General features: G+C 71.8%; 11 protein-coding genes and 1 pseudogene. 5 read left to right on the forward strand and 7 right to left on the reverse strand.

Translation table 11 applies throughout. The features are described from left to right. Positions 1 to 260 precede the first annotated feature (260 nt). From BA175_RS28290 to BA175_RS28300, 3 genes are all read left to right on the forward strand, one after another. On the forward strand, positions 261 to 1,253 hold the full coding sequence (locus tag BA175_RS28290; protein ID WP_069174416.1) for an acyl-CoA desaturase: 993 nt from the start codon (positions 261 to 263) through the stop codon (positions 1,251 to 1,253). Next, on the forward strand, positions 1,250 to 1,936 hold the full coding sequence (locus BA175_RS28295; RefSeq protein WP_079159855.1) for a TetR/AcrR family transcriptional regulator: 687 nt from the start codon (positions 1,250 to 1,252) through the stop codon (positions 1,934 to 1,936). The genes BA175_RS28290 and BA175_RS28295 overlap by 4 nt, the downstream gene beginning before the upstream one ends. 106 nt (positions 1,937 to 2,042) lie before the next feature. Then, positions 2,043 to 2,645: a Uma2 family endonuclease gene (locus BA175_RS28300; RefSeq protein ID WP_069174418.1), complete on the forward strand. Its 603-nt coding sequence runs from the start codon at positions 2,043 to 2,045 to the stop codon at positions 2,643 to 2,645. A 21-nt stretch (positions 2,646 to 2,666) separates the two neighbouring features. Here BA175_RS28300 and BA175_RS28305 read toward each other — a convergent pair whose 3' ends face one another. Continuing rightward, entirely contained in the window at positions 2,667 to 3,464 is a 798-nt protein-coding gene (locus BA175_RS28305; RefSeq protein ID WP_069174419.1) for a trans-aconitate 2-methyltransferase, read from the reverse strand. Between the two features lie 88 nt (positions 3,465 to 3,552). On the opposite strand from BA175_RS28305, the gene BA175_RS28310 reads away from it, so the two are divergent. Then, a complete protein-coding gene (locus BA175_RS28310) occupies positions 3,553 to 4,050 on the forward strand; it encodes a MarR family winged helix-turn-helix transcriptional regulator (protein WP_069174420.1) in 498 nt (165 codons plus the stop codon). Here the strand turns inward: BA175_RS28310 and BA175_RS28315 are convergent. Beyond that, complete coding sequence (locus tag BA175_RS28315) at positions 4,009 to 4,791, reverse strand: response regulator transcription factor (RefSeq protein ID WP_079159856.1); 783 nt, start codon at positions 4,789 to 4,791, stop codon at positions 4,009 to 4,011. The genes BA175_RS28310 and BA175_RS28315 overlap by 42 nt on opposite strands. A gap of 259 nt (positions 4,792 to 5,050) precedes the next feature. Here BA175_RS28315 and BA175_RS28320 point away from each other — a divergent pair. After that, positions 5,051 to 5,488 (forward strand): annotated as a pseudogene (locus BA175_RS28320) (GNAT family N-acetyltransferase); the annotation flags it as partial. Here the strand turns inward: BA175_RS28320 and galK are convergent. From galK to BA175_RS28345, 5 genes are all read right to left on the reverse strand, one after another. Beyond that, on the reverse strand, positions 5,478 to 6,662 hold the full coding sequence (gene galK, locus BA175_RS28325) for a galactokinase (protein ID WP_069174423.1): 1,185 nt from the start codon (positions 6,660 to 6,662) through the stop codon (positions 5,478 to 5,480). The pseudogene BA175_RS28320 and the gene galK overlap by 11 nt on opposite strands. Continuing rightward, complete coding sequence (gene galE / locus BA175_RS28330; protein ID WP_069174424.1) at positions 6,659 to 7,639, reverse strand: UDP-glucose 4-epimerase GalE; 981 nt, start codon at positions 7,637 to 7,639, stop codon at positions 6,659 to 6,661. The genes galK and galE overlap by 4 nt, the downstream gene beginning before the upstream one ends. Continuing rightward, entirely contained in the window at positions 7,636 to 8,679 is a 1,044-nt protein-coding gene (galT, locus tag BA175_RS28335) for a galactose-1-phosphate uridylyltransferase (protein WP_069174425.1), read from the reverse strand. Before galT ends, galE begins: the two co-directional genes overlap by 4 nt. Positions 8,680 to 9,087: 408 nt before the next feature. Further along, the gene (locus tag BA175_RS28340; RefSeq protein WP_069174426.1) at positions 9,088 to 9,783 is read right to left on the reverse strand and encodes a helix-turn-helix transcriptional regulator; all 696 of its coding nucleotides are present in this window, start codon (positions 9,781 to 9,783) and stop codon (positions 9,088 to 9,090) included. A gap of 248 nt (positions 9,784 to 10,031) precedes the next feature. Next, a partial coding sequence (locus BA175_RS28345; protein WP_254668014.1) for an outer membrane protein assembly factor BamB family protein occupies positions 10,032 to 11,676 on the reverse strand: 1,645 nt, incomplete at its 5' end.

Below are 11,676 nucleotides of genomic sequence, written 5' to 3' on the forward strand. Positions count from 1 at the left end.
TCCGGGGTCGTCGCGGTTCTGACGTCACCCGGGAAAGCAGAGTGCGGACCGCGCTGTCCGACCCGTCCAGGATAGGTGTCCGGGGCTTCGGCGTGCTCGCTGCCCCGGGGGGTATCGGTGGCGGGCCGGTGCCGCTCGGGGTTCGCGTGGCGGCGCTCTCGTGTTGTGGGCCACTTCGCTGCCATACTTACGTTGCCGTAGGTTACGGAAGCGTAGCCCGGTCATTTCGTAATATTTCCTCACCCCACGGGGGACTGCCGATGCCTACCCGCCCCGATGTGATCGAAGACGGCCTGCCGACGGCGGCCGCCGGGACCGTACCCGCCTCCCCCTCCGCCACACTCGGCGGCGACAAGAAGCGCTCCATCGAGCAGATCGCGCTGCTGCTGTTCATCGTGGTGCCCTTCGCGGCCCTGGTCGCGGCGGTGCCGCTGGCGTGGGGGCGCGGGGTCAGCTGGCTCGACCTGGGGCTGCTGGTCGTCATGTACTACTGGGGCTGTCACGGCGTGACGATCGGGTTCCACCGCTACTTCACGCACGGCTCCTTCAAAGCCGCCCGGCCGCTGCGCATCGCCCTGGCCGTCGCGGGGTCGATGGCGGTCGAGGGGCCGCTGGTGCGCTGGGTGGCCGATCACCGCAAGCACCACCGGTTCTCCGACGCGGAGGGCGATCCGCACTCGCCGTGGCGGTTCGGCGAGAACCTGCCGGCCCTGCTGAAGGGCTTGTGGTGGGCGCACATCGGCTGGATGTTCAACGAGGAGCAGACACCGCAGCAGAAGTACGCCCCGGACCTGGTCCGGGACCCGGCGATGCGGGCCATCTCGCGCCACTTCCTCTCCTTCACCATCGCCTCGCTGGCCATTCCGCCGCTGGTCGGCGGCCTGGTGACCATGTCGTGGTGGGGGGCGTTCACCGCGTTCTTCTGGGGTTCGCTGGTCCGGGTGGCCCTGCTGCACCACGTGACGTGGTCGATCAACTCGATCTGCCACGCCGTCGGCAAGCGGCCCTTCAAGTCCCGCGACCGGTCGGGGAACGTCTGGTGGCTGGCGGTCCTCTCGTGCGGCGAGTCCTGGCACAACCTGCACCACGCCGACCCGACCAGCGCACGGCACGGAGTGCTGAAGGGGCAGCTCGATTCGAGCGCCCGGCTGATCCGCTGGTTCGAGAAGCTGGGCTGGGCGCACGACGTGCGCTGGCCCGAGGCCTCGCGTATCGCCGCCCGGCGCACGGCCACGACGGCCGACCCTGCATGATTGACGACGTGGCGACCGACGGAAGCACCAGCGGCGAGAAGAGCAGAACTGCCCCTGCGCGCCGGACCAGGCGGGTCCGGATGACGGGCAAGGAGCGCCGCGAGCAACTGCTGGACATCGGCCGCGCCCTGTTCGCCGACAAGGGGTTCGAGGGCACCTCGGTCGAGGAGATCGCGGCGCGCGCCGGCGTGTCCAAGCCGGTGGTGTACGAGCACTTCGGCGGCAAGGAGGGGCTGTACGCGGTGGTCGTCGACCGCGAGATGCGCCAGCTCCTGGACCTGGTGACCGGCGCCCTCACGGCGGGCCATCCGCGTGAGCTCCTGGAGCAGGCGGCGTTCGCGCTCCTCGACTACATCGAGACGTACACGGACGGGTTCCGGATCCTGGTCCGGGACTCGCCGGTCGCACAGTCCACGGGCACGTTCGCCTCGCTGATCAGCGACATCGCGACCCAGGTCGAGGACATCCTCGGCCTGGAGTTCAAGGCCCGCGGCTTCGACCCGAAGCTGGCGCCGCTGTACGCGCAGGCGCTGGTCGGCATGGTGGCACTGACCGGTCAGTGGTGGCTGGACGTCCGCAAGCCCAAGAAGGCGGAGGTCGCGGCGCACCTGGTGAACCTCTGCTGGCACGGCCTGGAGAACCTGGAGGCGAAGCCGCGGCTGATCGGGCACCGGAAGAGCTGATCCCGCTCATCACCCCCGGCGTCTTGTCACTCGTTGTGATGACGCGAGATCGAAGCTGCCCTTACTGTGGTCGTGCAGGACCAGAATCCCGCCCATGGGAGGAATCATGACCGCCGAGCCGATCGCCGGGCACAGCAGCCGCTGGCCGGTGCCGCCGCAGGACGGATACACGGTGGACGACCTGTTCACCCTGCCCGATCTCCCGCCGCACACGGAATTGCTCGACGGGAGCCTGGTATTCGTGAGTCCGCAGCGAGATTTCCACAGCACGATGATCGACCTGCTGATGAGCGGACTCCGTCACAGCGCGCCGCCGGGGCTGAAGGCACGCCGCGAGATGACCGTGGTCCTCGACCGGCGCAACGGCCCCGAGCCGGACATCTCGGTGGTCCGGGCCGAGGCCGTCACAGGACGCGAGCTGACCCGGTTCCGGGCCGCCGACGTCCTCCTCGCCGTCGAGGTCGTCTCCCCCGACTCAGAGGCCCGGGACCGGGACACCAAGCCGCAGAAGTACGCGGCAGCCGGCATTCCCAACTTCTGGCTGGTCGAGATGGTGGGCAGCGACCACCACCCGGTCGTGCGGGTCTACGAGCTGGACCCCGTGACCAGGACGTACGCACTGACGGGCATCCATCACGACCGGCTGAAGGCCGGCGTCCCGTTCCCCGTCGACATCGACATCTCGTCGGACGCACTCGACCGGCTGTGACGCCAGGCCGGCTCCGGCCGGTCACTGCGCCGTGCGGACCACGGCGAAGATGCGGCGGAACGGGAAGACCGTGCCGTGCGGGCCCGCCGGGTAGGCGGTGCGCAGCAGGTCGCGGTAGGCGGTGACGAAGGAGTCGCGGGCGTCCGGGTCGTCGGCGAGGGCGGTGAGGACGGGGCGCAGGCCGGTTCCCTTCACCCAGTCCAGGACGGCGTCCTCGCCCTGGAGCAGGTGCAGGTAGGTGGTCTCCCAGACGTCGGCCGTGCGGCCGGGGGCGGTGAGGTGGCGCAGGTACTCCGCGGGGGTGAGGACCGCGTCGTCGTGGCGCAGCAGGCTGCCGAGCCGGTCGTGCCAGGCCGGGGACTCGGCCAGTTGGCGCATGAGGGTGTGGCTGGGGGCGCCGAAGTTGCCGGGGACCTGGAAGGCGAGGACGCCGCCGGGGGTGAGGGCGTCCAGCCAGACGGGGAAGCGGTCGGCGTGGCCGGGGATCCACTGGAGCAGGGCGTTGGAGAGGATGAGGTCGTAGGGTTCGTCCGGGATCCAGGTGGCGGCGTCGGCCTCGGTGAAGTCGAGGCGGGGTGCCGCGTGGGCGCGGGCCCGCTCCAGCATCCGGGGGGAGGTGTCGTACCCGGTGACGCGGGCCTCCGGCCACCGCTCGGCGAGGAGGGCCGTGACGTTGCCGGCGCCGCAGCCCAGGTCGGCGATCCGGGGGGCGGGATCGTGGGGGAGCGGCCCGATCCGGGCCAGGAGGTCGTGGAAGGGCCGGGTGCGGTGGTCCGCGTGGCGCAGGTACTGCTGCGGGTCCCAGGTCGGTGCGCTCATGTTCCCAGGATCACCGGCAGGTTATCTTGATGTCAAGACACTTGAATTCAAGAGACTTCATGTCGAGGGACCCTCTACACTGATCGACATGGAGGACGAGGTCGACCGACTGGTCGCTGCATGGCGCCGCGAGCGCCCCGACCTCGACGTGGAACCACTCGAGGTCCTGAGCCGCGTCTCCCGCCTGGCCCGCCACCTCGACCGGGCCCGCAGGATCGCCTTCGCCGAGCACAGTCTGGAGCCGTGGGAGTTCGACGTCCTGACGTCACTGCGCCGCGCCGGCGCACCCTACCAGCTCTCCCCCGGCCAGCTCCTCACCCAGACGCTCGTCACCTCGGGCACGATGACGAACCGCATCGACCGGCTCACCAAGAAGCACCTCGTCGAGCGGCTGCCCGACCCGAGCGACCGCCGCGGCGTCCTCGTACGGCTGACGGACCTGGGCCGCGACAAGGCCGACCAGTCGCTGGCCGGGCTGCTCGCCCAGGAGCGCACCATCCTCGGCGAGCTCTCCTCCCGGCAGCGCGCCGAACTGGCCGGACTGCTACGCCAGTTGACTGCCCCGTTCGACAACATCCCCGGTTAGGGCGGCCGGCCCCACACCCGCCCGCCGGGCCAGCGCCACCGCGGCCAGCGTCGAATGCACACCCAGCTTCCCCAGCACGTTCTGCATGTGCGTACGCACCGTGTGCGGGGAGAGGAACAGCCGCTCGGCGACCGCCTTGCGGCCCAGGCCCGCCACCATGCAGCGCAGCACCTCCAGCTCGCGCGGCGTCAGCGACTCCACGAGCTGCTCGCTCTCCGTGCGGTGCCTGCGCGCGGCGGTCAGCTCCCGCAGGACACCGGTGAGCAGGGCGGCCGGCAGATGGGTCTCGTCGCGCAGCACACCCCGGACGACCGTCAGCAGCCGCTGAAGCGAGCAGTCCTTGGCGACCCACCCCGACGCGCCCGCCTGCAGCGCCAGCGCGGCCCGGTGCGGGTCGTCCCTCTCGGCGAGCACCACGGTACGCATCGACGGCCGGCCCGCACGCGCCTCGGCGACCAGCGAGATCCCGTCCTCCGGGCCCTGTCCGTCCGGCGCCCGCGGCGCGGGCACCAGGGGAGCGCCACCCGCGGGCACGACGCCCAGCTCGGCGTCGACCAGCATCACGTCGTAGGGGCGCCCCTCGGTGCCCGCGCGCTCCAGACAGCGCAGCGCGGCGGGACCGCTGCCGGCCGCCGACACGTCGACGTCCGGTTCCGCGGCGAGGGCCGCCGCGAGGGATTCGGCAAAGATGCGGTGGTCGTCGACCACCAGAACCCGGATACGAGCCACAGACACCCCCATGCTGCGTGAGCTCCCGGGGCGCCCCGTACGGCCTGCCCCGCCGGGGACGGACCGCTGCGGACACGGCGCCCGCTGGGCCACCGCCGTCCACGACCGCCGCCGTGTGCCGACCGCCGCCCGTCCCGGCGCCGTGTCCGACTGTCTCGTCCCCTGAAACAGCACCGGCCCCCACCGGTGCTGTGCATCAGCGTACGGCGGGTAGGGGACCGCGGAAGCCGATTCACGGAACTGACAGTTGACGGTGTTGAGGGTGTGATTCATGTTCCGTCTTGAGACAGAAGTGGACAAGGAACGTCGTGTCCTGCTGGGTCGTCGGCTGCACGAGGACAACTGGGACGGATCACCGCAGCTGCGCGCCCTGCACACCACCGTGGCCGAGCGGGAACTCCCGCTGGAGGTCTGGCTCCTGGACGAGGAGGGGGCGCTCGCCGGCGGGCTGGCCGGGCGGACCTGGGCGTACTGGCTCCACGTGGACCTGCTCTGGGTGGATCCCCGCCACCGCGGCGGCGGGCTGGGTTCGCGCCTGCTGGGCGAGGCGGAGCGCCTCGCCCGCGACGACCGGGCCTGTACCCGCTCCCGGCTGGAGACCTGGGACTTCCAGGCCCCCGCCTTCTACCGGAAGCAGGGGTACGAGGTGGTCGGCGAGGTCGCCGACTACCCGCCCGGCGTCGCCGAGTACATCCTCGTCAAGCGGTTGGAGCGATCCGCCGGGCCCCCGCCGAGGGAACCGCGGGGAAGATTCCGGGGGTGGCGTAGCCGGCCGAGGTGAAGGCCTCCGCCACGGACGCGGCGACCGTGTCCGCGGCGGCCTCCTCCACGAGCACGACGGCCGAGCCGCCGAAGCCGCCGCCCGTCATCCGCGCGCCGAGCGCCCCCGCCGCGTTCGCCGCGCGGACCACGAGGTCGAGTTCGGGGCAGGAGACCCGCAGATCGTCGCGGAGGGAGACGTGTCCCTCGGTGAGCACCGGGCCGGCCGCCCGTACCTCACCCGCGTCGAGCAGCGCGATGACCTGCTCCACCCGGTGGTTTTCGCTCACGACGTGGCGGACGTAGCGGACGACGGACTCGTCCTCGCCCGCCGCCGCCAGGATGCCGAGCGCGGCCTCCAGCCCCTCGTACGGAAGCTCGCGCAGGGTTCCTATGCCCAGGGCGCGGGCCCCCGCCTCGCAGCCGGCCCGGCGCTCGGCGTAGGCGCCGTCACCCAGGGCGTGTTTGACGCGGGTGTCGACGACCAGGAGCCGCAGCCCGTGTGCGGCCAGGTCGAAGGGGACCTGGCGCTGGGTGAGGTCGCGGGTGTCGAGGTGGAGGGCGTGCCCCTGCGTGCAGCAGGCCGATGCCATCTGGTCCATGACTCCGCACGGCACACCGACGAACGCGTTCTCGGCGCGCTGGCCGAGGACCGCGAGCTCCGGGGCGCTCAGGCCCAGCCGGAAGAGGTCGTTCAGGGCGAGTGCGGTGACGACCTCCAGGGCGGCGGACGAGGAGAGTCCCGCGCCCACGGGGACGGTGGAGGTGAGTACGACGTCCGCGCCGGTGACGGGGTGGCCCGCCTCGCGCAGCGCCCAGACGACACCGGCCGGGTAGGCCGCCCAGCCGTGGCCCTGGTGCGGTGCCAGCTCCTCGACGCGCAGGGACACGACCCCGCCCGGCACGTCGGTGGAGTGCAGGCGCAGTACGCCGTCGGTGCGGCGGGCGACGGCCGCGCGGGCGCTGTGCGGGAGGGCGAGCGGCAGGACGAAGCCGTCGTTGAAGTCGGTGTACTCACCGATCAGGTTCACCCGTCCGGGCGCTGACCAGATCCCTTCGGGTTCGTTCCCGTACAGCTCGGTGAAGGCGGTGGTCAGAGCGGTGTCGCTCAGGGACTCGGTCATGGGGTGGTGCGTTCCTCTCGGCGGGCGAACGTCCAGGCGTCCGCGACGATTCCGGCCAGGTCGGCGCGGGACGGCTGCCAGCCGAGCCGCTTCCTGGCGGTGGCGGCGGAGGCGACGAGTACGGCCGGGTCGCCGCCGCGGCGGGGGGCGGTGATCTCGGGTACGGGGCGGCCGGTGACCTGGCGGACGGTCTCGATGACCTCCCGTACGGAGAAGCCGTTGCCGTTGCCGAGGTTGCAGATCAGGTGCTCTCCCGCGGTGGCGGCGTCCAGGGCCAGCAGGTGGGCCTCGGCGAGGTCGGCGACGTGGATGTAGTCGCGTACGCAGGTGCCGTCCGGTGTCGGGTAGTCGTCGCCGTACACGGAGATCGACTCGCGCCGGCCGAGTGCGACCTGGAGCACGAGGGGGATCAGGTGCGACTCGGGGTCGTGGCGTTCGCCGTGGCTGCCGTAGGCGCCGGCGACGTTGAAGTAGCGCAGGGAGACCGCGGCCAGGCCGTGTGCGGCGGCCTCCCCGGTGATCATGTGGTCGACGGCGAGCTTGGTGGCCCCGTACGGGTTGGTGGGCGCGGTGGGATCGGACTCGGTGACGGGGGTGGAGACCGGCTCCCCGTACGTGGCGGCGGTGGAGGAGAAGACCAGGGTCCGCACCCCGGCGTCGCGCATCGCGGCGAGCAGGGCGGTCGTCCCGCCGACGTTGTTCACCCAGTACTTCTCCGGGTTCGCCACGGACTCCCCGACCTGGGAGGAGGCGGCGAAGTGCAGGACCCCGTCGTAGGAGGGGTCGAGCCACGTGGCGGCGTCCTGGATGCGGCCCTCGATGAACTCGGCCCCCGCGGGGACCCCCTCACGGAATCCGGTCGAGAGGTCGTCCAGCACGGTCACGGTGTGACCGGCCTCCAGCAGATGGGCGGCGACCACGCCCCCGACGTATCCCGCACCACCTGTGACCAGGTACTTCTTACCGGGGTTACTCACTCGCTCGCTACCTCTCGCAGTCGCCGGGCCGCGGCCTCCGGCGGCACGTCGTTGATGAACACACCCATGCCGGACTCGGAGCCCGCGAGGAACTTCAGCTTGCCCGAGGTGCGCCGGATGGTGAAAAGCTCCAGGTGGAGCCCGAACTCCTCCCGGCCGGGAACCGCGAACGGCGCCTGGTGCCAGGCGGAGATGTACGGGGTCGGCGGCTCCCCGGGACCGAAGATCCGGTCGAACCGCCTCAACAGTTCCAGATAGACCTGTGGAAACTCCGTGCGCGCCGCGTCGTCGAGTTCCCGCAGGTCGGGGACGCGGCGGCGCGGGTACAGGTGGACCTCGTAGGGCCAGTGCGCCGCGTACGGCACGAACGCCACCCAGTGCTCACCCTCCAGGACGACGCGCGATCCGTCGGCCAGTTCGCGGGCGACGACGTCGTCGAAGAGGTTGCGGCCGGTCTCCTCACGGTGGGCCCCGGCCGAGCGCATCATCAGCTCGGTGCGCGGGGTGACGAAGGGGTAGCCGTAGATCTGCCCGTGCGGGTGGCCCAGCGTGACGCCGATCTCCGCACCGCGGTTCTCGAAGCAGAACACCTGGGTGACCTGCGGGTGTTCGGCGAGGTCGGCCGTGCGGTCGGTCCAGGCCTCCAGGACGAGGGCGGCCTGCTCCTCGGTGAGCCCGGCGAAGGAGACGTCGTGGTCGGAGGTGAAGCAGACGACCTCGCAGCGGCCCGAGTCACCGGCGAGGGAGGGGAAGCGGTTCTCGAAGACGGCGACGTCGTAGTGCGCGTCGGGGATCTCGCTGAGCCGGCCGTCCCGCGAGGGGCAGAGCGGGCATTCGTCGGCCGGCGGGTGGTAGGTCCGCCCCTGCCGGTGCGAGGCGACGGCCACCGAGTCGCCCAGCAGCGGGTCGCGGCGGATCTCCGAGGACGTCGAGACGGCGTCGAGCGGCCGCCGGTCGACCGCGTCGCGGACGGTGTCGTCCGCGGCGTCGTAGTAGATCAGCTCACGGCCGTCGGCGAGAGTTGTGACCGTCTTCTTCACCAGGCTCCTCCATGTGACCACCCTCCAACATAAGCGCACATAACAAAGCACAAGCAAACACGCCAGTCAATGAGGAGCCCACCCCGCGGGCTCCGTACGGCGAGCGGGGGGACCGGTACGGCTGTTTCGCCCCCCTGGCCACACGCGACCACGGGGCCGCGAGCGAACAGAAAGGCCCATACGCACGGTTGCGCCGGTGGGCGGCCGGGCGGGGCTCCCTCGGGGCGCCGGGCCGCGCGACGCTGCGGCATCCGGCCGCCGAACGGGGCATGCGCCGGGAGCGCGAGGGATGGCCGGCCGGATCACGCGGACCCCGGGGGCGGCTCTGCCGTCCTCGTCCTGCGCGGCCGCGACCGGACGAGGACGCGGGGCCGGAGAGCTGACCGGCCGGCGGGGCGGGTCACGCGTTCAGCAGCGGCCGTCCCGCTCCTGCGGCGGCCGGGCCGAGGCACGGTCCAGCAGGCCCGTACGGGCGGCCAGGGCCGCGGCCTCGAGGCGGGATCCGACGCCCAGCTTCATCAGGACGCGCTGCACGTGCGTACGGGCGGTGCTGGGTGCGATGGCCATTGCGGCGGCGATCCGCCGGGTGTCCTCCCCCTCGGCGACCCGGACCAGCACCTCGACCTCGCGCGGGGTCAGCATGCCCAGCAGCCGCTCGCCCTCGTCGTCCGGCCGGACGACCGGGTGGAGGAGCTCCGCGAACGCGCCCCGCAGCAACTGCGGGGCGACCGCGACCTCTCCGGCCCGCGCTCTGGTCATCGCGCGTTCGACGCCCTCCATGCGCTCGTCGTGACGCACGTAGCCGGCGGCCCCCGCCGCGAAGGCGGCGGCGATACCGAGCGGGCTGGGTACCGGCCCGAGCACCACGACGGCCACCTGCGGGCGCTCCCGCCCGATCCGTACGATCGGGTCGAAGGCCCCCGGTTCGGCCGGGGCCGCCGTACCGAACAGACAGACCTCCGGCGCCCGGCTGACCACGAGTTCGGCCGATCCAGCGGTCGGCGCGGCCGCCGCGAGCACCCGGTGACCCCGCAGTCTGAGCGCCGAGGCGAGCGCCTCGGCGAGCAGGCGGTGGTCGTCGACCACCATGAGCCGCACGCCCATCGAGACAGCCCCCCTGTGTACAGCGCCGTACCGCTGTGTGACCCCGGAACAGGCCCCCCGGCCCTCTGCCCCGGCAAGTTACACGCTTGTTCGACGTGCCGCGCCCTGTACCGGGCAGAAGCCACTCGGAATGCCGGATTCTGTTCCCTCAGGTCCACGTGCCGGGCGGAAAACGATCGGCCCTGCCGGTCGAATGATCAACCGGCAGGGCCGACGCTGCACACCGTCGCGGTTCACCCGCGCACGGGTCAGCCGGTGGTGAAGGAGACGACGAGGTAGCGCTTGTCGCCCAGTCCGCTCTTGCTGGGCTTGCTGACCATCTTCTCGGAGATGAACAGCCGCCCCTTCTCGTAGATGTACTCGGCGTAGTCACCGGAGAAGCTGGTCTCCGCGTCCCGGACCGCCTTCTCGTCCGGGTTCTCCATCAGCACGGTCTCCTCGAACGTGGAGCCGTCGATGGAGACGATCTGGCCGCCCTTGTCGTACGGGGGCTCCTTGTACGCGATGACGTCGGTGCCGTCCATGCGCAGCGGCCTCAGCGTGTAGCGGTCGCCCGCGTCCGCCCTGCCGCCGACGAGCTTGCCGGTCGTCAGGTCGAAGGCGACGATCTCGTTGGTGTCGCCGTACTCCCCGCCGCCCTCGTGCTCCTCGGTCGGCAGGTACAGCCGGTTGTTGCCGACGGCCAGGGACTGGCAGGTCTCGACCTCGGTGGAGCCGCAGCGCGCTCCGTACTTCTCCGCGTCGGCCGAGATGCGCACGATCAGCTTGCCGTTGGCTGCGTCGATCGAGAAGAAGTCCGAGATGCCGCTGCCGTCACCGGCGGTGTCGCCGACGTCGGCGGCGACCACGAGCGGCTTGGTGGAGACGATGCTCGCGAACTCGACGCCGGCCGGCATGTCGTACGAGGACAGCGGTGCGCCCGTGGTCGGGTTCAGCGACTGCACCGTGAGCTGCGGGTCGTCGTAGGTGCCGCACTTGCGGACCACGGCGAGGGCCTCGCCGCCGCCGTACCCCATGTCGTAGCAGCCGTTGGTGTCGGCCTTCGGCTTCCACAGCTCGGCGCCGTCCGCGAGGTTGAAGGCGGCGCCGCCGCCGGTGCCGCCGGCGGCGACCGTGGTGCCGCTGAGGGTGACCTCGCCGAACCGTACGGGCTCGTCACCACTGGCGGCGGAGGTGACCGACTTGCTCCACATCAGCTTGCCGGTGGCCAGGTCCAGGGCTCCGACCTGGGTGCAGGAGGGGTACTTGTCCTGCGCGCTCGGCTTGGCGTCCTCGAACGCGATCGCCGTCCTGAAGTCCTTGCTCATGTGCCGGGAAGCGGCGCAGAGCTGGCCCTTGAGCGGGATCGACCAGAGCTTGGTGCCCTTGGCGAGGTCGTAGCCGGTGATCTCGTAGACGCCGGTCTTCACGTACGCCTTGTCGGTGACCCAGGAGCCGTCGACGGTGGTGGTGTCGGTGACCTCCGGCTGGGGGAGCTGGAAGCCGACCTTCGACTTGGTGTCGGCCGGCGCCTTCTCGCTGCCGCCGCCCTTGCCGCCCTCGTCCTCGCCGCCCTCGCCGCCGGTGGGACCGGCCGAGGACGCCTCGGTCTCCTTGCCGCCGTCGTCACCACTGCCGGTGGCGTAGATGACCCCGCCGCCGACGATCAGCACCACGGCGACGGCCGCGGCGACGATGATCTTCATCTGGGTGGTGAACCGGCCGCCGCTCCCGCCCTGCGGGGGAACGTACTGCGGCTGCATCGGCGCGGTCGGGTAGCCGTACCCCTGCTGCGGGTACGTGCCGGGCTGTCCGGGCGGCGGTCCCTGCGGGAAGCCGTACCCGGGCTGGGCCGGCAGCGTCTGCGGGTAGCCGTAGGCGGGGTCCTGCGGCGGACCGCCGGGCGGCGGCGTC

This window comes from Streptomyces griseus (genome assembly GCF_001715295.1).
GTDB lineage: Bacteria > Actinomycetota > Actinomycetes > Streptomycetales > Streptomycetaceae > Streptomyces > Streptomyces griseus_G.

What these genes read in the sequence shown, in the direction of transcription:
- BA175_RS28300 (WP_069174418.1), top strand. Translation starts at nt 2,043, where the DNA reads ATGACCGCCGAGCCGATCGCCGGGCACAGCAGCCGCTGGCCGGTGCCG.
- BA175_RS28340 (WP_069174426.1), bottom strand. Translation starts at nt 9,783, where the DNA reads ATGGGCGTGCGGCTCATGGTGGTCGACGACCACCGCCTGCTCGCCGAG.
- BA175_RS28290 (WP_069174416.1), top strand. Translation starts at nt 261, where the DNA reads ATGCCTACCCGCCCCGATGTGATCGAAGACGGCCTGCCGACGGCGGCC.
- BA175_RS28295 (WP_079159855.1), top strand. Translation starts at nt 1,250, where the DNA reads ATGATTGACGACGTGGCGACCGACGGAAGCACCAGCGGCGAGAAGAGC.
- BA175_RS28315 (WP_079159856.1), bottom strand. Translation starts at nt 4,791, where the DNA reads ATGGGGGTGTCTGTGGCTCGTATCCGGGTTCTGGTGGTCGACGACCAC.
- BA175_RS28305 (WP_069174419.1), bottom strand. Translation starts at nt 3,464, where the DNA reads ATGAGCGCACCGACCTGGGACCCGCAGCAGTACCTGCGCCACGCGGAC.
- galK (WP_069174423.1), bottom strand. Translation starts at nt 6,662, where the DNA reads ATGACCGAGTCCCTGAGCGACACCGCTCTGACCACCGCCTTCACCGAG.
- BA175_RS28310 (WP_069174420.1), top strand. Translation starts at nt 3,553, where the DNA reads ATGGAGGACGAGGTCGACCGACTGGTCGCTGCATGGCGCCGCGAGCGC.